General features: G+C 44.4%; 18 protein-coding genes. 4 read left to right on the plus strand and 14 right to left on the minus strand.

What is annotated here, in order from left to right; translation table 11 throughout:
• Window positions 1–4 precede the first annotated feature (4 nt).
• The 8 genes from acnA to AB1S55_RS13050 form a co-directional block, all read right to left on the minus strand.
• The gene (gene acnA / locus AB1S55_RS13015; protein WP_370978613.1) at window positions 5–2767 is read right to left on the minus strand and encodes an aconitate hydratase AcnA; all 2763 of its coding nucleotides are present in this window, start codon (window positions 2765–2767) and stop codon (window positions 5–7) included.
• Window positions 2768–2839: 72 nt separating this feature from the next.
• Window positions 2840–3043, minus strand: coding sequence for a hypothetical protein (locus AB1S55_RS13020; protein ID WP_370978614.1), 204 nt, complete (start codon window positions 3041–3043; stop codon window positions 2840–2842).
• Between the two features lie 85 nt (window positions 3044–3128).
• Window positions 3129–3251, minus strand: a complete 123-nt coding sequence (locus AB1S55_RS13025) for a hypothetical protein (RefSeq protein ID WP_370978615.1) — start codon at window positions 3249–3251, stop codon at window positions 3129–3131.
• A gap of 53 nt (window positions 3252–3304) precedes the next feature.
• Complete coding sequence (locus tag AB1S55_RS13030) at window positions 3305–3472, minus strand: hypothetical protein (RefSeq protein WP_370978616.1); 168 nt, start codon at window positions 3470–3472, stop codon at window positions 3305–3307.
• Between the two features lie 98 nt (window positions 3473–3570).
• Complete coding sequence (gene hflC, locus AB1S55_RS13035) at window positions 3571–4572, minus strand: protease modulator HflC (RefSeq protein ID WP_370978617.1); 1002 nt, start codon at window positions 4570–4572, stop codon at window positions 3571–3573.
• A 14-nt stretch (window positions 4573–4586) separates the two neighbouring features.
• The gene (gene hflK, locus AB1S55_RS13040; protein ID WP_370978618.1) at window positions 4587–5639 is read right to left on the minus strand and encodes an FtsH protease activity modulator HflK; all 1053 of its coding nucleotides are present in this window, start codon (window positions 5637–5639) and stop codon (window positions 4587–4589) included.
• A gap of 150 nt (window positions 5640–5789) precedes the next feature.
• On the minus strand, window positions 5790–5948 hold the full coding sequence (locus AB1S55_RS13045; protein ID WP_370978619.1) for a hypothetical protein: 159 nt from the start codon (window positions 5946–5948) through the stop codon (window positions 5790–5792).
• Between the two features lie 191 nt (window positions 5949–6139).
• Window positions 6140–6556 (minus strand): hypothetical protein, encoded by a 417-nt coding sequence (locus tag AB1S55_RS13050; RefSeq protein WP_370978620.1) that lies wholly within the window; start codon window positions 6554–6556, stop codon window positions 6140–6142.
• Window positions 6557–6591: 35 nt separating this feature from the next.
• Between AB1S55_RS13050 and AB1S55_RS13055 the strand changes: the two genes are divergently transcribed.
• A complete protein-coding gene (locus AB1S55_RS13055; protein ID WP_370978621.1) occupies window positions 6592–7062 on the plus strand; it encodes a hypothetical protein in 471 nt (156 codons plus the stop codon).
• Between the two features lie 422 nt (window positions 7063–7484).
• Here AB1S55_RS13055 and AB1S55_RS13060 read toward each other — a convergent pair whose 3' ends face one another.
• Entirely contained in the window at window positions 7485–7649 is a 165-nt protein-coding gene (locus tag AB1S55_RS13060; protein WP_370978622.1) for a hypothetical protein, read from the minus strand.
• 294 nt (window positions 7650–7943) lie between these two features.
• Between AB1S55_RS13060 and AB1S55_RS13065 the strand changes: the two genes are divergently transcribed.
• Window positions 7944–9185, plus strand: coding sequence for a tyrosine-type recombinase/integrase (locus tag AB1S55_RS13065; protein WP_370978623.1), 1242 nt, complete (start codon window positions 7944–7946; stop codon window positions 9183–9185).
• Between the two features lie 593 nt (window positions 9186–9778).
• Here AB1S55_RS13065 and AB1S55_RS13070 read toward each other — a convergent pair.
• Window positions 9779–10192, minus strand: coding sequence for a DUF4124 domain-containing protein (locus tag AB1S55_RS13070; protein ID WP_370978624.1), 414 nt, complete (start codon window positions 10190–10192; stop codon window positions 9779–9781).
• Between the two features lie 199 nt (window positions 10193–10391).
• Between AB1S55_RS13070 and AB1S55_RS13075 the strand changes: the two genes are divergently transcribed.
• Window positions 10392–12500, plus strand: a complete 2109-nt coding sequence (locus tag AB1S55_RS13075) for a carboxy terminal-processing peptidase (protein ID WP_370978625.1) — start codon at window positions 10392–10394, stop codon at window positions 12498–12500.
• A gap of 135 nt (window positions 12501–12635) precedes the next feature.
• Here AB1S55_RS13075 and katG read toward each other — a convergent pair whose 3' ends face one another.
• The 4 genes from katG to AB1S55_RS13095 all read right to left on the minus strand — a co-directional run bounded on the left by katG (window position 12636) and on the right by AB1S55_RS13095 (window position 18919).
• Window positions 12636–14816, minus strand: a complete 2181-nt coding sequence (katG, locus tag AB1S55_RS13080; RefSeq protein WP_370978626.1) for a catalase/peroxidase HPI — start codon at window positions 14814–14816, stop codon at window positions 12636–12638.
• A 155-nt stretch (window positions 14817–14971) separates the two neighbouring features.
• Complete coding sequence (locus tag AB1S55_RS13085; protein WP_370978627.1) at window positions 14972–17086, minus strand: sensor histidine kinase; 2115 nt, start codon at window positions 17084–17086, stop codon at window positions 14972–14974.
• A 154-nt stretch (window positions 17087–17240) separates the two neighbouring features.
• Window positions 17241–18170 carry an electron transfer flavoprotein subunit alpha/FixB family protein gene (locus tag AB1S55_RS13090; protein ID WP_370978628.1) on the minus strand — a complete coding sequence of 310 codons (930 nt, stop codon included), beginning with the start codon at window positions 18168–18170 and terminating at the stop codon, window positions 17241–17243.
• Window positions 18167–18919 carry an electron transfer flavoprotein subunit beta/FixA family protein gene (locus AB1S55_RS13095; RefSeq protein ID WP_370978629.1) on the minus strand — a complete coding sequence of 251 codons (753 nt, stop codon included), beginning with the start codon at window positions 18917–18919 and terminating at the stop codon, window positions 18167–18169. Before AB1S55_RS13095 ends, AB1S55_RS13090 begins: the two co-directional genes overlap by 4 nt.
• 164 nt (window positions 18920–19083) lie before the next feature.
• Here AB1S55_RS13095 and AB1S55_RS13100 point away from each other — a divergent pair, with 164 nt between their 5' ends.
• Window positions 19084–20739: an electron transfer flavoprotein-ubiquinone oxidoreductase gene (locus tag AB1S55_RS13100; RefSeq protein ID WP_370978630.1), complete on the plus strand. Its 1656-nt coding sequence runs from the start codon at window positions 19084–19086 to the stop codon at window positions 20737–20739.
• The last annotated feature ends 6 nt before the right edge of the window (window positions 20740–20745 follow it).

A 20745-nucleotide genomic window follows, 5' to 3' on the forward strand; every position in this document is an offset into this window, starting at 1 on the left:
TAATTCAGTGCTCTTTTTGAGAAAATTGGTGTGCTACATAACGCAGCACACCACCCGCATAGAAATAATCAAGCTCACGGTTGTTTTCAATGCGAACAATAACCGTAACTGCTTTGTGTTCACCATTTTTAAGCCGGATAAACAGATCAACAGGCTGACTTGGCCTTAACTCATCAGACCAGCGGATATCAATGGTTTCATCGCCCACCAGACATAAGTCATCTACGCGCGTACCCGATGGAAGTTGCAACGGCAAAATACCCATACCGACTAAATTACTACGATGAATACGCTCATAGGATTCAGCAATCACGGCTTTCACATTCAATAATAAGCAGCCTTTTGCCGCCCAATCGCGGCTCGACCCCGTGCCATATTCCTTGCCAGCAAATACCACCAGTGGGTTATTTTTTTTGATATGCCGTTGACTGGCTTCATAGATGGGAACTATCGGGTGCGCTTGTCCATTTTCTCCAAAGCAATGTTCCTCAAAACTATTTTCCTCAAAACACAGGGTAAAACCGCCTTCCTTTGGCGACACCATTTTGTTTTTTAGCCGTTTATTGGCAAACGTACCGCGCACCATCACTTCGTGATTTCCCCGTCGAGAACCGTAACTGTTAAAATGATCGGGTTTGATACGGTGTGCTAATAAATAGCTTCCTGATGGGCTATCTTCACTGATTTGACCCGCAGGAGAGATGTGATCGGTGGTGATAGAGTCGCCCAAAATGGCGAGTATCTTTGCGGTCTGTATTGCGACCGGTTTGTATTTTCTGTCAACCGTCTCATCACTATCAACATCGGACATACCAGCAAAAAAAGGCGGCTTGCGAATATACGTTGAATGCTTTTTCCAGTGATATCGAACCGTTTCTTCCACCGGCAAGCTTTCCCAGGCCTCATCACCCAGCAACATATTTTCGTACGATTGCGCATATTGCGCCTGTGTCACCTGTTGCAATGCCTTATTGACCGCGCTATCACTCGGCCAAATATCTTTTAAAAAAACGGCGTTGCCTTTTTCATCGTGCCCCAGAGGTTCGCTCACAAGATCAATTCGAGTATGCCCAACCAAGGCAAATGCAATCACCAACGGAGGCGAGGCCAACCAATTTAAACGTACTGCAGGATGAACTCGACCTTCAAAATTTCGGTTGCCGGAAAGCACGGCACACACATTTAACTGGCCTTGCTCAACTATCGCTTCAACCCCCGGGTTTAATGGACCTGAGTTACCAATGCAGGTAGTACAACCGAAACCAACACGCTGAAACCCAAGCTGATTTAAATAGGGTTGCAACCCCAGGTTATCGAGATAACGGGCGACAACCTGGGAACCAGGTGCCAGGGAGGTTTTAACCTGTGGCTTAACCGACAAGCCTTTTTCTACCGCAGCTTTTGCCAGCAACCCGGCGAGTAACATCACATGTGGATTAGAGGTATTCGTGCAAGAGGTTATGGCTGCGATAACGATATCGCCATCGATAATGGGTTGCTGCTCATCGACAGCCTTTTGTGAAACAGATGTGTGTGAAACGGCTGGGATAAGCCCAGTGAACGCCATTGCCTCCAAGGTTTTAGTCTTGATGGACGGCAACGACAAACGATCCTGTGGTCGCTTTGGCCCGGCCACTGAGGGTTCAATGTTGGCCAGTTGAATACATAGTTTTTCCGAATAGTCAGCGTCAGGCGTGGCGCTATCATACCAAAGCCCCTGCGCAATAGCGTAGGCACGGACTTGTTCAACAATGTGAGTAGGACGATTGGTTAAGGTTAAATACTCAATGACTTTTTCATCAATGGGAAACAGTCCGCAGGTCGCACCATATTCGGGAGCCATATTGGCGATAGTCGCTCGATCGGCAACGCTTAGAGGCAATACGCCAGGCCCATAAAACTCTACGTATTTTCCCACTACGCCATGGTTTCTTAATCTTTCAGTTACGGTGAGCACCAGATCTGTGGCAGTTGTACCCGCAGCCAATTTTCCTTCGAGTTTTACGCCCACAATGTTGGGCATATTTAAGCTGAGTGGCTGTCCCAACATAACGGCTTCTGCCTCTATACCGCCAACACCCCAACCAAGCACACCCAGCCCATTGATCATGGTGGTGTGGCTATCGGTGCCGACCAGGGTGTCTGGTATCAATGTGTCCTCAGCTTTACGAGTCACCTGTGCAAAGTATTCGAGATTGACCTGATGGCATATGCCTCTGCCAGGTGGCACGATGGTGAGATTATCAAATGACTGCTGTGCCCATTTAAGAAACTGGTAGCGCTCCTGATTACGTGCCATTTCTTGGGCTCGATTATGAGACAAAGCACTGTCAGTCCCGGCCTGATCGACAATCACAGAGTGATCAATGACCAAATCAACCGGGCAAACCGGATTAATTTTTTTCGGATTTCCTCCCCGTTCTGCAACGGCATCTCGCATCGCGGCCAAATCCGAAATCGCGGGCACGCCAGTATAGTCCTGCATTAATACACGGCTGGGATAAAAAGAAAATGCACGCTCTGAGCGGTCAGGTTTCCCGGCTTCGCCCGAAAAAAGATGGGTAATCACCGCAGGCGTGACGTCATTGCCTTCGTAATGCCTCATCACATTTTCGAGAAACAGACGTGTCACAAAAGGTTGTTCTTCTAGTGGATGCTGGAAATCTTCGGCCAAGTTTTTAAGAGACCAATAAGAAAGAGCCGTTTCCTTAAGTGACAGGGATTGAAGGTAACGTGTTCGCCAACTTTTTTCGGTTTTTGGAATCATATGGATTCACCATTTTACTCAAATCGCTTTTCGCATTTTTTAAAACAAAGAATTGTCGTAATGGCGGCGATCTCAGTCATCATTGCGCTTGCTTGAATCAACTTCATCTACTCTGGGTATGCTCGGACCATTCTGTTGATGTCGATTTATATCAATCTCGGCGTAGCTTATTGCGTCTTTGAGTCGTTCATAGTTATGCTGTTTATAGGAATATATTGTTTTCGTCTTGCTGGTAATCCCATATTTAACCATCAATTCATTGTCAGTCTTGTTCACGAGAATCTCCTATATATTTAATAGCCTTGACCACTGCCGACATTTTCTACCGAAGCAAATACGACCATCTTGAGGCAGGAGCGGCTTAGACCGATAAGCTAGAATTCTTTTTATCTGCTTTCTTCGTTTTCTTTGCCAGCCTTTTCTCTTTTAGTGTCATGGTTGATTTTTTCTTGCTTTCCCTGTTGTCTTTTTGCTCTCTACTCATAACCTTGTCTCCGATGATTGATTAGTGTTTTACTCGTTCAACTTAAATACCAACTAAGAAGTGTCGATTGGTTTTCGAACATGCACCTCGATCTTTTTATCGACTTGAGATTCAGGAGCACTTTTTTTATCGGATAAACGTTTTTCTTTATGTAATCGTGATTGCTCAAGCATGCGCACCCATTCATCGCTACGCCTTTGCCACTCCTTATCATTTGCCATAAAAACCTCTTTACATCGTGTAAGACTTTTCTCGGAAAAATTCTCTCCAAGGGGAGACGGTTACACATTGCATTTAATTTATCGGCGAGCTGCAACCGTTATTGCGAAGACGTATCGGTGATAGGTTTCATACCCTTTAAAAATTTAAACAAGTCACTGTCAGTCGATAGCACGAGAGTTGTACTCTCACCAATCATCGCAGGGTAAGACGCCATGGTGCGGGTAAATTCGTAAAATTCTATGGATTGCGGGCTTTGATTATAGGACCGCGCATAAATATCTGCGGCTTTAGCATCCGCTAGACCGCGAATTTCTTCGACCTTTCGATAAGCTTCGGATTGTATTTTGTTTAAGTCACGCACTCGATTACCGCGTATCCTCGCAGCTTCCCCATTTCCTTCAGATAGAAAGCGCTCTGCAATCTGTCTGCGCTCGCTAATCATTCGGTCATAAATTTTGGGGCGGACACTTTCGTTATAATTAATGCGTTTAAAGCGAATATCCAGTAATTCGATACCAAATACTCCTACCTTTTCTGCAGCAGCTTTAAATATCTCCTTTTCAACCATTTGGCGTCCCTTCTCAATGGGTACCAATGCGCCCATATCGGATTTCTGCTCTGGCGATGACAGCTCACTAGCCCCAATTACTTCAGAATCCAAGAGCGGTTCTCGACCTTTAGTGGTTCGAATAATTTCAATCAATTCGTGTTTGGCGACAGCGTTTCGGGTTTCACTGCCGAGGATATCGTCTAATCGTGATTGCGCACTGCGTTCATCCCGCAAGCGCAAAAAATACTGTAGGGGATCAACAATCCGCCAGCGGGCAAAAAGATCAACCGAGATATACAATTTATCTTTAGTTGGCATATCTGAAGGAGGGCCATCCCACTCAAGTACACGTTTATCAATAGGATTGACCTCTTGGATAAAAGGGACTTTAAACTTAAGACCAGCATCTACAACAGGCTCGCCTACGGGTTTACCAAATTGCGTAATAATGACTTGCTCAACTTCATCTACTGTGTAAATCGAGCTTGCGAATATGAACCCACCCGCAATTAGAAGTAACGACAGCGCAAACTGCTTAGTGCTTTTCATCGTTGGCCTCCTTCCTAGTGTTTAGATTGGGTAGTGTCTAGATTGAGTAGCGGCAATAAGCTGCGCATCTCATCATCCATCAGAATTTTTGATTGGATACTGGGCATCACATCCTGCATGGTTTCGATATAGATGCGTCGACGAGTCACTTCAGGTGCTTTTCGATATTCCGTAAAGAGTGAATTAAATCGTGCAGCATCACCTTCGGCTTCATTAATACGCTTAAGCCGGTAGCCATCGGCTTCACGAATGCGTTGATCTTTTTCACCTTCCGCTAGGGGAATGACTTTGTTGTATTCACGTCTCGCTTCATTAATGAGCTTTTCTTTCGATTGCTGTGCCTGATTCACTTCGTTAAAGGATTCTTGTACCGGCTTGGGAGGATTGATATTTTTTAACTGCACTTGGTCGATACTGATGCCCATCACGTACTTACTCGACAGTTCTTGCATCTTGACCAGTGCATCGACTTCGATTTCTTGTCGACCGATAGTAATCACTTCATCCACAGTTCGATCCCCCACCACTTCACGCATCACCGACTCGGACACGTACCGTAGCGTTTCACTTGGCTCACGAACTTCAAATAAAAATTTGACCGGGTCGGATATGCGGTATTGAACAACCCATTCGACTAATGCTGCATTCAGATCACCCGTCACCATTTGGGTTTCACGCACACCATTTCTAGCCCCCTGACTTGAATCAGTGGCCCCCGGTGTTGAAAACCCAAACTCTTGTTTTAACTGCCGTTTGACGGGAACAGTCGTTGCCTTATCAATGCCAAGTGGCAGTTTAAAATGTAGCCCCGGTTGTACTTCTTTTAAATGCTTGCCAAACCTTTGTACCACGGCTAAAGAGTCGCTTGGCACCGTGTAATAAGATGACCATATACTCACGCCAATAATGGCCAGAATGAAAATTGTAAATGTTGCTCTGGGGCTGCCACCAGGTAACAAGCGTTTTAGGGAATCTAATCCGCGCTTTACCAGTAATTCGAGATCGGGTGGATTGCTAGACTGGGATCCCCAAGGACCTCCAGGGTCGTCATTATCTTTGGATGGCATGATATGTTGCCTTTGGATTGGAATAGATAAAATAATCGATTCCTTTAATAGATATGAGGGTTACGAAGTACTCCGATAACCATAAATTTTGTCTTCCACTATCCATCGGAATTTATTTAACCGCGAGGATAGCTAAGTCAGGTTTTCTTTTTAAACATCATCCAAATCGGCGAGAAATTGATATGAACTTATATTGCAGCTATGGCCCATTTTCTGTATTAAATTTATAACATCCTGGCAGGCGTTGAAGCCGTCAAAACCCGTTTCACAAAGTATCTGATTTGGTGTGGTAATTAATTCTATCTTCATAGTAACCCCAATATGCATGTTGGATGGAAGGCTTGGGTGCTGGAACTGATAAAATCGAGAGTAATAGGGTGCAAATAGCAATGCACTCTATGTAGAGAGCTTGATGGAAGCAATGTCAGCAAGGCACTATGCGCCTAAATGACGGCGCTGTATATCGTTATCTTTTATTTATCGCATACATATAACATTGACTAGAATTCATCCTCAATCGGAGCCAATGTCGTTTCAGGTTTAATATCTCTAGCTTTCAAAAAGTTGATTATTGGCCCCAGAGAAAGACTTGCTCCTGCGCCACTCAGGTAAACCGCATAAACCTCTTGTTCGATTTCTAATGATTCTGCAACTTGAAATAACAGCCCATCATCTAAATAGGGTTGCACCAGCGCCCGTGGTAGATACGCGGCTCCTCGGTGACTCAAGATGAACTCCAGCGCTATCCTGCTCTGCGCGGTGTGCAAAATTGGCGCAACGGGTTCAGTAAACAATCGGGCCTGCTGGATATTAAACGCTGTTCCCCAATCGACAAACACATGCCCCAAAGACGGGATGTCATCTATTTGCTGCGCAGCCACGTTGCAGACCATTATCAGCTCTAAGTCACCGATCACCTCTGCCTCCACACAACAAACTATGATAAATATTTTTGGGGGCATTCAAGAAAGATATTTCCTCTTCTGTAAAGAGGCGAAGCACTACTAGCTACACCATTGTATGCAAGCGAGTTTCTAGGTCAGCCAATTACACCTTTGGCTTATTCCCGGATCAAACTAAAAATAAGTTTACGGACTGTATTTTAGAAATTAAACACGAAGTTTGGAGTCCTATAAAGCTACTATTTAATATTCGCGTACTCCTATCAAATGATGACGCTGAATCCAGGTTTCTTCGTGGGTCAGGAGCAAAATATTTAAGTGTTGAAGAATTAAAAAAAATCGAGCTATTTGATTTTTCCTCCTTACACCCTTCAGAATTTGAACAATACAAGCATCATTACTTTTCTCTTAATTGTGAGCAATGCTTCTACTTGGAGGAAAAAATCAGGCGGAAAGGTTCATTTAAAATACTTCCATCACTTGAGGGGCAAGAAAAACGGGTTTTAGAGGCTGTTTCGTAAAGCATTGTACTGTGCAGAACATCAATGGAAGCTCTATTGGATAGCAAACGAATCTGGGCTGACACTCAGGGCGTTAAATAACGGGAACAGTCAGATCACAAGCCTGAGTAATACACCTACGACTCAAGAGCGCGGCCTCTAGTTGTTCTTCAGGTAGATGCTCTTGAAGTGTATTTGGAGAGTAGGGGCCACCCTTTTGAGTAACAAAGAGAGGGGAGGAGGGCTATAATTTTTCGCCCTTTTCACCTCTTAGCCCAATGTAATCAATCAGCGAATCACGCAAGCCCAGATCAACCGTGGGCAAATCGCGTGACTTACCTCGATGCTTTTTAACAGCCGGATATAAATCCTCAGGATTTATATCCGTACCGAACTTTGCTTAAACTTCTAATTGACGCACTTCCTTATTAAAAGCGTAGATATCAAAACTTATGGATTTGTTTCTTTGAGCGCTGCATCGCAACAGCGCCCTTGATATAAGCAGCTGGTAAGCTCATAACTTCGAGTAGCTTAAGCTGAGCGACTTCTTTAGCTTTAAACAGGGCGATCTCTTGAGTAAGCAGGCCTAGCTTGAAACTAATCGGCATGATCGCGGTATTTTTCTCTGGGTGGCGATGATCTTTAATGCCCCTGAATTGGTGCCGTTGTTGGCGCGTAGTTGGTACAGTGCCTGGCCTTAGCCATATTCACATCTATAGAAAGGCTAGAAATACAATCTGTAATAATAATATTTAACGGATTAAGGCTTTCTACTTGGTGGCTTATTTTTATGAGACAGTTGGTGGCACACCCTATATTTCCGATACCCTTTAGTATTCGACATAGGGTATCAGGGGCTTTATACTTGAGGAAACTCTTTTAATCCGTAATAACTCAAATTTATGGCCATTCCCAAACCTGTTGCACTGTATCCAACATACACTGAACTCAAAGACGTTGATTTCGACGAATACAAAGAACTAAAACAGTTTTTACATTCTGGTGAGTCTTGGTGGTTAAGCCATTGGAATTGGGGTCAATCGTTTCTGAATTATATCGGACGAAATAAGTCTGAACACACATATACACGTTTTCGAAATGAAACTGAGCGTTTTCTACTGTGGGTCTTTTTAATTAAAAAAGTACGTATGGATCAGCTACGTAAAGCTGACATACTCGAGTACGCAGATTTTTGCTGGCAACCACCGGTAACATGGATTTGCTTAGCCAATCATGAAAAATTTGTATTTAGGAATGGTCAGTACATACAAAACGCTAAATGGGCCCCCTATAAGTTTAAGCAACCCAAAAGCGCAGACAGGTCTAAGGCTGTCGACAAGAAAAAATACAGACCATCGCAACAAACGTTAACGGCCACTTTCACAGCTGTGATTGCGTTATATAAGTACCTAATGAACGAGGAATATCTCTACGGTAATCCCGCCCAAATAGCAAAAAATGATTGCCGCCATTTCATTAAAGACGTTCAAGTTAAAGAAATAAGACGGCTTACAGAAAACCAATGGCAGTATGTTTTTGATGTTGTGCATGACTTAGCAAATGAAGACCCTCTATACGAACGTAGTTTGTTTGTAATATGCGCTCTTAAAACGTTATTTCTACGTATATCGGAGCTTTCTGAGCGTAAAGACTGGACACCAATAATGAGCCATTTCTGGCAAGACTCTGACGGTAGTTGGTGGCTAAAAGTCTTTGGTAAAGGGCGTAAATTGAGGGATACAACCGTTCCTGATAGCTTTATTACCTTTCTAAAGCGGTATAGAGATTATAGAGGCTTAAGCCCTTTGCCTTCCTCTGGTGAAAACGAGCCCATTGTTGAGAAAATTCGAGGTCAAGGAGGTATGACTTCACGGCAATTGACCCGAATAGTTCAAGCTGTTTTTGATAAAGCGTATGAGCAAATGAAGACTGCACAAGGCGAAGATAACGCTAGGAAGCTAAAGGAGGCTTCAAGTCACTGGTTGAGACATACTGGTGCTAGTATGGAAATTGAGAGAGGTCGAGCCTTAAAGGACCTGTCTGAAGATTTAGGGCATTCTAGTATGGCGACAACCGATACGGTATATGTACAAACTGAAAATAGAGTTAGGGCTGAAAGTGGTAAGGATAGAAAAGTGGATTAAGCAATTGAGAGCTTAGATTAAAGAGCAAGTAGAATTTGATTTTGTAAGGAAGAAAAGAAGCCCATCATGTTGAATACACAGCACTCCGCTAACACCATCACGTACTCAGACAGCGAGCAGGTAAACTTTGAAAAACCTGAAGGGCTGCCGGCATCGATTAAAACACATACCAATCGTGTTATCAGGCAAACAATGCTGGGACGTTCCTTGGCGGAGCCCAAGAGGTTTACCATTAAGGTACACCGTTAAGGGGTTGTTTGTAGATCTTGGTCATTCGAGCATTGTGACAAGCGAAACAAACAAAAGTAATCTTTAAAACCCTATATATATCAGTAACTTACCGTAGGTATTAGAGATTTACCCTCTAGGTCGTCAATCACCCAATGTTTCACGTGATAAAAAGAGCGTTATTACTCAGTACCCCTATTACGGATTAAATGAATCTCACCAAGTATAATACCCTTGAATCGACTATGTCCAATACTAAACAGTATTGGACATAGCGACGGGCTTGTTAGCTAAGGCTCTAGCTCCCCCATTCCTAACTCTTCATTCCTATTAGATAAGGAGCCTGCTAAAGCTATGGCTAAGACTTACTGGTTTTGACGCTCGACCCTATGAAAGCATTCGGTGAGCGCTTTGGTATTGATAAACTTATTTCTACAGTATTCACGCGTTAACTTAGCGGGCTCTGAACTTTGCGAGCTTTCTTCAGGCTTATTAGCTGGGTTTTCTTGTCGTTCACGAGCCTCTCGTGCACGTTGCTCATCCTCAGCTCGATAGCGCTGTACAACTTGAGAGTTTTGATAGCGAATGTTGTCTTCAGGAGCAACGGTATTGATTGGCGGATGCTCAACAGCCTCGGCGGATTCCTGATGTTCGACTGGTACTGTATCACCAAAATGAACGTTGCCTTCTTCATCTGTCCAACGCATAACCTCAGATACGCTACTGAATGAAATCATCAAAAGTGATATGCAGAGCCCTAAACGATTCAATTTGGCCACCTTTCTTCTTTAAAACTTAGCACTGTCTATTTAGTACAGGTCTATGTTTAATAATCTTTATATTGGTCGAGTTACAGCTTCTTTATACCATGGCTGAAGCTGAGTTTTCGGGCTTGGTGCACGGTAAGCAGAACTATATGTGATATATTTAGTCTAGTATGCCCGTGTACCTTCCAATTTCTCAAGACAAGAATAGTCTATGCGTTTGCTCAAGTTTTTAAGCCCCTTTGTTGTATTACTCGCTGTATCTGCGTCTGCCGTTCCTACTAAAGCCCCTTTGACTTACACCACTGAGCAAAGTGCGACCGCTATGGAGTTGTTATATCGCTTACAAGACGGCCACTTTAATAAGCAGAGAATGAATGATCAGCTCAGTCGGGATTTCCTCGACAAGTACTTAGAAAGTTTAGACCCTGCCAAAATGTTCTTTTATGACAAGGACGTAAAGGGCTTCAGTCAGTACGAAAATGAGTTTGACAACTTCTTTAACAAAGGTGATTTGAGTGTTCCCTATCAGATCTATGCAATCTACCAACAGCGTGTTCGTGATCGTTTAAGTAATGTTATTGCCATATTGGAAGACGATACCGTTAATTTCAGTTTTGATGGCAATGACAGCGTAGAAATAGATCGCAAGGATGCACCATGGATTAAAACCATGGGTGAAGCCGATGATTTGTGGCATAAGCGTATCAAGCTTGGCGTATTAAATCTGAAGATGGCGGGTAAAACCGTTGATGAAGCGCGCGAAACCTTAGCTAAGCGTTATACCAATCAGCTCAACCGTATCAAGCAAGAAAAAAGTGAAGATGTATTTGAGATTATGTTAAATGCTCTTACCGTGCTCTTTGACCCACATACTAATTATTGGTCCCCGCGCACCAACGAGAATTTTAATATCAATATGAGCAAGTCGCTTGAAGGTATTGGCGCGGTACTTCAGGTTGAGGACGAATTTACTAAGGTGGTTCGCCTTGTTACGGGTGGTCCGGCTGCACGCCAAGGGCAATTAAAAGCTGCTGACCGTATTGTTGGTGTTGGCCAAGGTGATGATGGTGAGGTGATCGATGTTGTGGGTTGGCGCTTAGATGAAGTCGTGCAACTGATTCGCGGGCCAAAGAACACCGTTGTTAAGCTAGAGGTATTACCTGCAGGCGCCCTTTCTGGTGGTGAAACCAGTGTGATTAAAATCAATCGCGATAAAGTAAAACTTGAAGATCAAGCTGCGCAAAAAGCGATTCTAGAGCTACCAGATGATGATGGCCGTATCTATAAATTGGGTGTTATTCAGTTACCTGATTTTTATATTGATTTTGATGCGGTTATGCGCCGTGACCCTAATTATAAAAGTAGCACCAAAGACGTTGCTCGCTTAATCCAAGAGCTCGAAAAAGAGAAAATCGATGGTTTAATCTTGGATCTTCGCAATAACGGTGGTGGTTCTTTAACAGAGGCTACAAGTTTGACAGACTTATTTATTGATCGTGGCGTGGTTGTGCAGATAAAAAGTTCGGATGGGCGTGTAGGCCGACAAAATCAGGCCTTTAGTCGCCCTTATTATGACGGCCCTCTTATTGTTATGATCAACCGTTTAAGTGCTTCGGCATCTGAAATTTTTGCTGGAGCTATTCAAGATTATGGTCGTGGCTTAGTCGTTGGCTCACGTTCTTTTGGTAAAGGCACGGTTCAGAGTGTTAAAGAGCTTAAGTTGGGCAACTTAAAGATGACTGAATCTAAGTTCTATCGTGTTTCAGGCGATAGCACTCAGCATCGTGGTGTTGTACCTGATATTAGTTATCCAACCTTGATTGACGATACCGAAGTGGGCGAGTCTTCTTATTCAAGCGCCCTGCCTTGGGATCAAATAAGAGCAGTACCCCACCCTGTCTATAATGACTACAGCAAGCTTGTACCCGAGCTTGAGAAAAAACATGCAAAACGTATTAAAACAGACCCTGATTTTGTCTATCTACTTGATCGTATCAAGTTTGTTGAGCGTAATGCCGATCAAAAAACGATCTCTCTAAATGAGAGAAAGCGTGAAGAGCGCAAGCTGGCTCTAGAGACCGAGTCTATGGTTTTAGAGAATGAGCGCCGTAAAGCAAAAGGCATAGAGCTGTATAAATCGTTAGAAGAATTCAGAAAGCAAGGTGAAGAAGAGCAAGAAGAGCAAGAACAGGCTGGCCCTCCAAAGATTGATGTAGATGGCGATACCCTCTTAATCGAGACGGGTAATATCATGGTGGATTTCCTTGCAAAACCTTCAGCTAGTAAAACCGATGCAAAGGAATTGGCTAAGCGTTATTAGAGCCTTTCTCTTTCCTCTAAAGCATCTAAAGGCGCTTTGAGGCGAAGTGCTAAAGATAAAAAAACACCCGCGTTTGCAGGTGTTTTTTTTATAATAGATGTGTCAACTGTAGGGTGGATTCTAGGTTATTGAGCATTAGCTCAGATCAAAGCGATCAAGATTCATCACTTTGACCCAGGCGTCGATAAAATCAGAGACAAACTTATCTGTATTATCCGCTTGAGCATAAACCTCAGCGATAGCTCTAAGAACTGAGTTGGAGCCAAATATAAGATCAACACGTGTTGCTGTCCATTTTAGCTCGCCAGAGTTTCTATCATAGCCTTGATATTGTTCAGAACCTTCCTTGGTTTCTTTCCATTCGGTGCTCATATCTAATAGGTTGATAAAAAAGTCATTGCTGAGTGAACCCGGGTTAACTGTAAATACGCCTAGTAGTGAGTTTGCATGATTTGCACCGAGTGCCCTCATACCACCGACGAGTACAGTCATCTCAGGAGCAGTTAAGTTCAGTAATTGTGCCTTGTCGACAAGTAGCTCTTCTGCTTTTACGGTAAACTTTTCTTTCTGGTAGTTGCGGAAACCATCAGCAAGTGGTCTTAAGTATGAATAAGACAGTTCATCTGTTTGCTCTTGTGAGGCATCCGTTCTTCCTGGTGTAAAAGGTACGGTAACGGATTTACCTGCCGCTTGAGCTGCTTGCTCAATGCCAACTGATCCCGCTAAAACAATAAGGTCAGCTAAGGAAACCTTTTTGCTCGCCGAATTAAAATCAACCTGAATAGCTTCTAATACACTGAGTACTTTGCTTAGGGTTTCAGGTTCGTTTGAGTCCCAATCTTTGGCCGGTGCCAAGCGGATTCGAGCACCATTTGCGCCACCTCGTTTATCTGAGCTACGAAAAGTCGCTGCCGAGTTCCATGCTGTCGACACCATTTCGCTAATGCTTAAATCGGAGTCGGCAATGACCTTTTTTAACTGGGCAACATCTTCGTTGTCTATTACGGGCTGACTCGCTGCAGGGATCGGGTCTTGCCACAGGAGCTCTTCACTAGGAACCTCTGGGCCTAAGTAGCGTGATTTCGGCCCCATATCTCGATGAGTCAACTTAAACCAAGCGCGAGCAAACGCATCGGCAAATTCTCCGGGCTTATCCCAAAAACGACGAGATATTTTTTCGTACTCAGGATCAAAGCGAAGAGAAAGGTCTGTTGTTAGCATTGTTGGGCGGTGTTTTTTATCCGGGGTAAAGGCATCGGGAATGCTCTCTTGTGCGTTCTTAGCAACCCATTGATGCGCACCTGCGGGGCTTTTGCTGAGTTCCCACTCATGGCTAAATAAGTTGTTAAAAAAGCCCATGCCCCATTCAACCGGTGTACTTGTCCATGTGACTTCTAAGCCGCTGGTAATGGCATCACCGGCTTTTCCTGATGCATAACTGCTCTTCCAGCCAAAGCCTTGTTCAGTAATGTCAGCGGCTTCAGGTGCGGCTCCCACATGAGCCGCATCGCCAGCACCATGGGTTTTACCAAAGGTATGCCCACCGGCAATAAGCGCTACGGTCTCTTGATCATTCATTGCCATGCGGGCGAAGGTTTCGCGGATATCGTGAGCAGCTAGTTTAGGATCGGGGTTGCCATTAGGACCTTCTGGGTTAACGTAGATTAACCCCATTTGAACCGCAGCTAATGGGTTTTCCAAGTCACGCTCGCCTGAATAACGTTGATCATCAAGCCACTCTGTTTCTTCACCCCAGTAGATATCTTTTTCAGGCTCCCAGATATCTTCACGGCCGCCGGCAAAGCCTAATGTTTTAAAACCCATCGACTCAAGTGCGACATTACCGGTAAGAATGAGTAGATCAGCCCAGGATATTCGATTACCGTATTTTTGTTTGATGGGCCAAAGTAAACGGCGCGCTTTATCAAGGTTACCGTTGTCAGGCCAACTGTTTAGTGGTGCAAAACGTTGATTGCCCGTACCTGCACCACCGCGGCCATCGGAGACTCTATAGGTTCCAGCAGCATGCCAAGCCATACGCACAAATAGCCCACCGTAGTGGCCAAAATCTGCAGGCCACCAATCTTGAGAGTCCGTCATTAAGCTCTCTAGATCCTTTTTCAAGGCTTGGTAATCTAAGTTTTGAAACGCTTCAGCATAGTCAAAGTCTGGGTCCATAGGGTTAGACTTGTTGGATTGCTGGCTGAGAATATCGAGTCGAAGTTGGTTCGGCCACCAGTCTTTATTGGTAGTTCCGCGTCCTGCGGCTTGCTTCTGAACCGAATGAGAAAAAGGGCATTTACTCTGATCTGACATAATACACGCTCCGTTTGTGTTAGTTGTAAGTAACTAAATGGAAAATTACTTAAATAAGAATGCTGCCTCAATTGTGTGAATTATTTGCTGAATAAGTTATCCAAGATGACGGTCAATACTATCGATAAAATAGAACTGTCTAAGCGCTCCAAGCCTTATAAATCTAAGGAGCGCCAATAGCGCAGGGTTGAGCTTAATGTCTTACTACTAGCACTGGCCATATTTAAATAATCATCAAAGCCGGCCTCAAAGGCATTTACGTCTCGCCCACTGCAGTTGATGCCCACTCCTACAATCGGAATAAAGCTATCGCCCTGCTCTTTGCTATTTTGCTTGTTAAAGGCTTCGTGTTGGCGAACGATATCCAATAGGCTCGCACTTTCATCGTTGCGTGTACAAGGGATAACAACCATGGGGTTGTTTGCGTCGGATAGAGCTTGAGTTAAGTTATCTTTATTAGCCAAAAGTAAGTGTTGCCCAGCTAGGTGTTCACAGGCTTCTGTTAGTTTGGCTGCTTCACTTTCGGTGCCAATAAAGACAATAGTACCGTCTTGGCATTTAGATTGAGCATCGGTGTCACCTTTGCTTGCATAGATATACTCAAAGGTAGATTCAAGCTCGAATAAACCAAGTGGCTTACTGACAAAATAAAAACCAAGGCTTTCATCAAAGCCTTGCTTATTAAGAGCTGCGTGCATGCCTTCAGAAGCTGCGATTAACTTGTCAACGCTTTTAAATTCGTCGGCATCGCGTAAGGTTTCAAGTAGTTTTTGGCAATCCTCTGTGTCCTCGTGGTAAATCAAGATATTTTCAATCGCACTGCTGCTTTGTACCCGCTCACGCAAGAGGCTTTGTACTCGGCGGTACTGAGTTTCGGTGGTGATTTCAAAGCCAAGTGCATCAAGTTCTTGGCGTTTTATATCGACAATCGCAGGAGTACTGCCAATAAGTAGTATCGACTTGCCGTGGAAGCGGTTTTTATGGAAATCAACTTGACCACTGTTGTCAGCAATATCTAGCTTGGCAGTAAAACGCAGGTGATAATCGTAGGTGGGTGTGTTTAATTGCTCTATCTCACCATCCATAAGATTGGCTAAGCCTTTAGCTAGAACCAGCTCTAGGCTTTCTTCTGTTTCTCTTTCTTCAAACCCTAGTTTTTGTTCTTTCGGGCGCATTCGGCGTACATTTACATGCAACTCACCAGCGGTTTCGTATTCACGTAAAAACTGCACCTCAACAATAAGGGCGACTGACTCGGCGTCATGCAGCACTTGAGCGATCAAACTACGAACAATGTCGGCAAAGCGAAGAGGATCGCCTTTTAGGCGCATTGGTAGATTTGGCGAAAGTGCGGTTTCGATGTGAACCTGTTTTGCTTCAGCTTCGCCAATAAACTCGGAAACCAAGTATTGAATTTCATGGCGTACATTAAAGATACGAGAATGGATGACTAAGTCTCGTGCAAGCATACTGCGGAAAGTGCTGAGCTTATCTTGTAGTTCACCTAAGTGCTCACGAACTACATCTGAGTCACTGTATTCTCTTGCGGCCAGTTTTTTACTTAGATCTCTATCGAGGCTAGAAAGGAAGTCTCGGCTAAGTCTTGCGTTTGTTTTATTTGTGATTCGGGCCTGTTCGTCGTTCACTACACGCTTTCCTAGAGCGTAACCTGCTTCTAGCTTTTCCCAGTAGTTATCTGCAATTAGGCGACATTGATGGACCAAAATGAGATAAAACATCAGCATAAGTGCGCCGTAAATCGTCGCGCTCCAACCACCTAAATAGATAGCGGCCGCGGCTGCGGGTATAAGCCCAAAAAACTGATAATAAGATAAAAAGCGATGATAAGGCGCAAACGCATGGGCTGTGGTAGAGAAAAATACGACGGTATATAACCACAGTAAAGGGGTTTCGTAACCGAGCCCAACAACTAAGGTGATGCTGGCCATAATCACGCCCCACCACACGGCGCCGATCAGGGTCACAATAAAATAAGATTGTCGCCAGCGTGCAGGGCCTCTTGGGTAAAGTGTATCAAAACGGAATAAATAAATGCCGCGCATCAAGGTTACCACTAATAGGCCTGTGGTGAGGATGATGGCAAAAAGAGGGCTTTGTTGAACAAATTGCCCGCCCAGTATGCAAATTAAGAATGCGACAAAATTTAAGACCAAGCCTCTGCGGCTGTATTTAGCCATACGTGCATCGGTTTCACGCATGATGTGGCGGTCTTTTTGGACTTTACTGCAAGGTTGGAAAAAGTGGCTCATGCTTCAGCTCAAGGATCAATATACGCAAAGTGTATAACGTCTTGAGGCTAAGGTCACAAATGGTGCTCAAGAACATGCCTTTAGTTTGCTTTAAAGGCATGTTGATTTGAATGTGGGGTCTTTATTTGACTGCGCTTTTCTTAACTTAGAAGCGTTAAAGCTTGTTAGTGAGTTCTGGCACAGCGTCAAATAAATCGGCGACTAAACCATAATCGGCAATTTGAAAAATTGGTGCGTCTTCATCTTTGTTAATAGCCACAATGGTTTTACTTTCTTTCATACCCGCTAGATGTTGAATGGCTCCCGAAATACCTACGGCTATATATAAGTTGGGCGCAACTATTTTTCCTGTTTGGCCAACTTGCATGTCATTTGCAACAAAGCCTGCATCCACAGCAGCACGAGAAGCACCTACGGCGGCTCCTAGCTTGTCTGCTAGTGAATAAATAAGCTCGAAGTTTTCTGCACTGCCAAGCCCCCTGCCTCCAGAGATAACAATCTCTGCGGTGCTTAACTCTGGGCGCTCATTTTCGACAAGCTCCTCACAGACAAAGCGGGTACGTTTAAAGCTATTGCTTGCTTCTATTGCTTCAATAGGGGCCGATGTTGTGCCCTGCTCTACTGCATCAAAACTGCTACAGCGTATGCTTAATAGCTTGATGGCCTCATGACACTCGATGGTGGCGAGTACATTGCCCGCATAAATGGGGCGAACAAATTGGGTGTCGCTGTTAATTGAACAAACATCACTGAGACACTGACTATCTAGCATAGCTGCTACGCGAGGCATCAGGTTTTTACCTGTTGTGGTTGCAGCAAACAGGATGTGACTGTAGTTCTTGGCAATGTCGGTGATTAAGGGACTGAGTTCTTCGGCGAGTTGATGTTCATAATGCTCTGCATCACAACTGAGAACTTTGGTAAGCCCCTCGTAATGAGATGCGGCATCCGCTATCGCTGAACATGAGTGGCCTGCGATTAAAACGTGAATATCATCGCCAAGCTGTTTAGCTGCAAAGATTAAATTTGCGAGGTTGTTTTTAAGCTTGGCGTTTTCGTGTTCGGCAATGATAAGGATACTCATGAGACCACCTTGGCTTCATTTCGAAGTTTGTCGATGAGCTCGTCCACGCTGGAAACCTTAATGCCTGCTTGGCGAGGCTCTGGGGTGCTGACCTGAATGAGTTTACAGCGAGGGCTTATATCAATACCTAGTTCGCTGATGCTTAAGCTTTTAAGAGGCTTTTTCTTTGCTTTCATAATGTTAGGTAGAGCCGCAAAGCGAGGTTCATTTAAGCGCAGGTCTGTACTAATCAATGCGGGTAGATCTACGTTTAATGTTTGCAGGCCACCGTCTACTTCTCGTGTGACTGTTACCGACTCTTCGGTAAGCTCAAGTTTTGATGCAAAGGTTGCTTGTGGCAACTGGCAAAGCGCTGCAAGCATCTGCGGGACTTGATTGTTATCACCATCGATACTCTGCTTGCCCAGTATTACCAAAGACGGTTCTTCTTGTTCAACAAGCTGTTGTAGACATTTAGCAATAGCGAGAGGCTCGAGATTGCTTTCACAAACAACGTGTATGGCTCTGTCGGCACCCAAAGCCATCGCAGCTCTGAGTTGTTCCACGGCTTTATTGTTGCCGATACTTGCAACAATGATTTCGCTGATGAGTCCAGCTTCTTTGAGTCGTACTGCTTCCTCGACAGCTATTTCGCAAAAGGGGTTGATGGACATCTTGGCGTTGCGTAAATCGACATCACTGCCATCGTCCAGAGGTCTCACTTTTACGTTGTAATCCACAACACGTTTGATAGGAACCAGTACTTTCATAAGCGCGGCCTAAAGCTTGGGTTTAAATGTTATTTGAATTATCTGTTGATGGTTTGAGTATAGTCCTTATTCCATTTAAGAATACGCTTGGTCTATTTTCAATGTGTTCGGCTAATGGCGCGCTTACTCCTATACTTTAAGAGCAAGCTTATAAGGAGAGACAAATGCAGCGAGAATGCATGGAATATGACGTTGTTATTGTTGGCGCGGGCCCTGCTGGCTTGGCCGCCGCACTTAGGCTGAAACAGCTCAACAGCGACTCAAGCGTTTGTATTGTTGAAAAAGGCTCTGAAGTGGGAGCGCATATACTTTCCGGGGCGGTTATCGAAACTCACGCGCTGGATGAGCTGATTCCCGACTGGCGTGAAAAGGGAGCCCCCATAACAACTGATGTTAAAGAAGATCGCTTCTATTGGCTTGGTTCTGAAGAGTCTTGCCGTTCGATTCCATCTTGGGCGGTGCCCTTCCCCATGCATAACCGAGGTAACTATATCGTTAGCTTGGGCAACCTTTGCCGTTGGTTGGCTGAGCAGGCTGAAAGTTTGGGGGTTGAAATCTTCCCAGGGTTTGCGGCGCAAGAAATCTTATTTGATGACAATAAGCGTGTTGCGGGCATTATTACAGGAGACATGGGGCTAGATAAAAACGGCAAAGAGAAAACAGGTTTTATGGCTGGCATGGAGCTAAAAGCCCCTGTCACCTTATTTGCTGAAGGCTGTCGTGGTCATTTAGGCAAGCAGCTTATCAAACACTTTGAACTTGATATAGGTAAGACGCCGCAGCACTACGCGCTGGGTCTAAAAGAGCTTTGGAAGGTAGCAAAAGAAAAGCATCAACCAGGGCTAGTCGTACACACGACTGGCTGGCCTTTGAATGAAAGTCTAAGTGGCGGAGGCGGTTTTTTATATCATCTTGAAGATCAACAGGTGGCTGTGGGCTTGGTTGTTGATCTTGACTATAAGAACCCTCATCTCAGTCCCTTTGATGAGTTTCAGCGCTTAAAGCACCACCGAGCGTATGCTGAATTCTTAGTCGGTGGTGAACGCCTAGCTTACGGTGCACGAGCCATTAGTAAAGGTGGTCTGCAAAGCCAACCAAGCATGAGCTTTCCCGGTGGACTCTTACTTGGAGACAATGCAGGTACGCTTAATTTTGCCAAAATCAAAGGCACACATACGGCCATGAAAAGTGGCATGATCGCCGCTGAACAAGTACACAAATCGCTTTCTAACTCCACCGCAGCTCAAGAAACTGCTCTACCGTTAAATATCAAAGGCTTTAATGAGGCTTATCGGGCAAGCTGGGCTTATAAAGAGCTTTTTTTACAGCGAAATTTCGGCCCTGCGCTTAAACGCTGGGGGCCTTTATGGGGGGCAGCTTATAGTTTTATTGATCTGAATCTGTTTCGAGGGACATTACCGTGGACCTTAAGCGTTGATCGACAAGATCATGAAGGCCTATTAAATGCATCACAGGCGACAAAAATAACTTATGCAAAACCTGATGGTAAGCTCAGCTTTGACAAGCTGTCATCAGTGTATCTATCGAACACTAATCATGAAGAAGATCAACCTTGTCATTTACAGCTTACGGATCCGAGTCTGCCTACTCTCAAACATTTGGATGAATGGGATGAACCCGCTCAACGTTATTGCCCTGCCGGTGTCTATGAGATTATTGAAAAAGATAAACAGAAAATACTGCAAATCAATGCGCAGAACTGCGTGCACTGTAAAACCTGCGATATAAAAGACCCGAGCCAGAATATACGTTGGCTTGCCCCCGAAGGTGGCGGCGGACCTAATTACCCCAATATGTGAGGTTTT

It is taken from the genome of Agaribacterium sp. ZY112 (genome assembly GCF_041346925.1).
Lineage (GTDB): Bacteria > Pseudomonadota > Gammaproteobacteria > Pseudomonadales > Cellvibrionaceae > Agaribacterium.

Bases quoted from the DNA above. Each gene is read 5' to 3' on its own strand.
- AB1S55_RS13025 (WP_370978615.1), bottom strand. From the start codon at position 3,251: ATGAGTAGAGAGCAAAAAGACAACAGGGAAAGCAAGAAAAAATCAACC.
- AB1S55_RS13100 (WP_370978630.1), top strand. From the start codon at position 19,084: ATGCAGCGAGAATGCATGGAATATGACGTTGTTATTGTTGGCGCGGGC.
- AB1S55_RS13045 (WP_370978619.1), bottom strand. From the start codon at position 5,948: ATGAAGATAGAATTAATTACCACACCAAATCAGATACTTTGTGAAACG.
- AB1S55_RS13060 (WP_370978622.1), bottom strand. From the start codon at position 7,649: ATGCCGATTAGTTTCAAGCTAGGCCTGCTTACTCAAGAGATCGCCCTG.
- AB1S55_RS13030 (WP_370978616.1), bottom strand. From the start codon at position 3,472: ATGGCAAATGATAAGGAGTGGCAAAGGCGTAGCGATGAATGGGTGCGC.
- AB1S55_RS13095 (WP_370978629.1), bottom strand. From the start codon at position 18,919: ATGAAAGTACTGGTTCCTATCAAACGTGTTGTGGATTACAACGTAAAA.
- AB1S55_RS13090 (WP_370978628.1), bottom strand. From the start codon at position 18,170: ATGAGTATCCTTATCATTGCCGAACACGAAAACGCCAAGCTTAAAAAC.
- AB1S55_RS13065 (WP_370978623.1), top strand. From the start codon at position 7,944: ATGGCCATTCCCAAACCTGTTGCACTGTATCCAACATACACTGAACTC.
- AB1S55_RS13085 (WP_370978627.1), bottom strand. From the start codon at position 17,086: ATGAGCCACTTTTTCCAACCTTGCAGTAAAGTCCAAAAAGACCGCCAC.
- hflK (WP_370978618.1), bottom strand. From the start codon at position 5,639: ATGCCATCCAAAGATAATGACGACCCTGGAGGTCCTTGGGGATCCCAG.
- AB1S55_RS13075 (WP_370978625.1), top strand. From the start codon at position 10,392: ATGCGTTTGCTCAAGTTTTTAAGCCCCTTTGTTGTATTACTCGCTGTA.
- acnA (WP_370978613.1), bottom strand. From the start codon at position 2,767: ATGATTCCAAAAACCGAAAAAAGTTGGCGAACACGTTACCTTCAATCC.
- hflC (WP_370978617.1), bottom strand. From the start codon at position 4,572: ATGAAAAGCACTAAGCAGTTTGCGCTGTCGTTACTTCTAATTGCGGGT.
- katG (WP_370978626.1), bottom strand. From the start codon at position 14,816: ATGTCAGATCAGAGTAAATGCCCTTTTTCTCATTCGGTTCAGAAGCAA.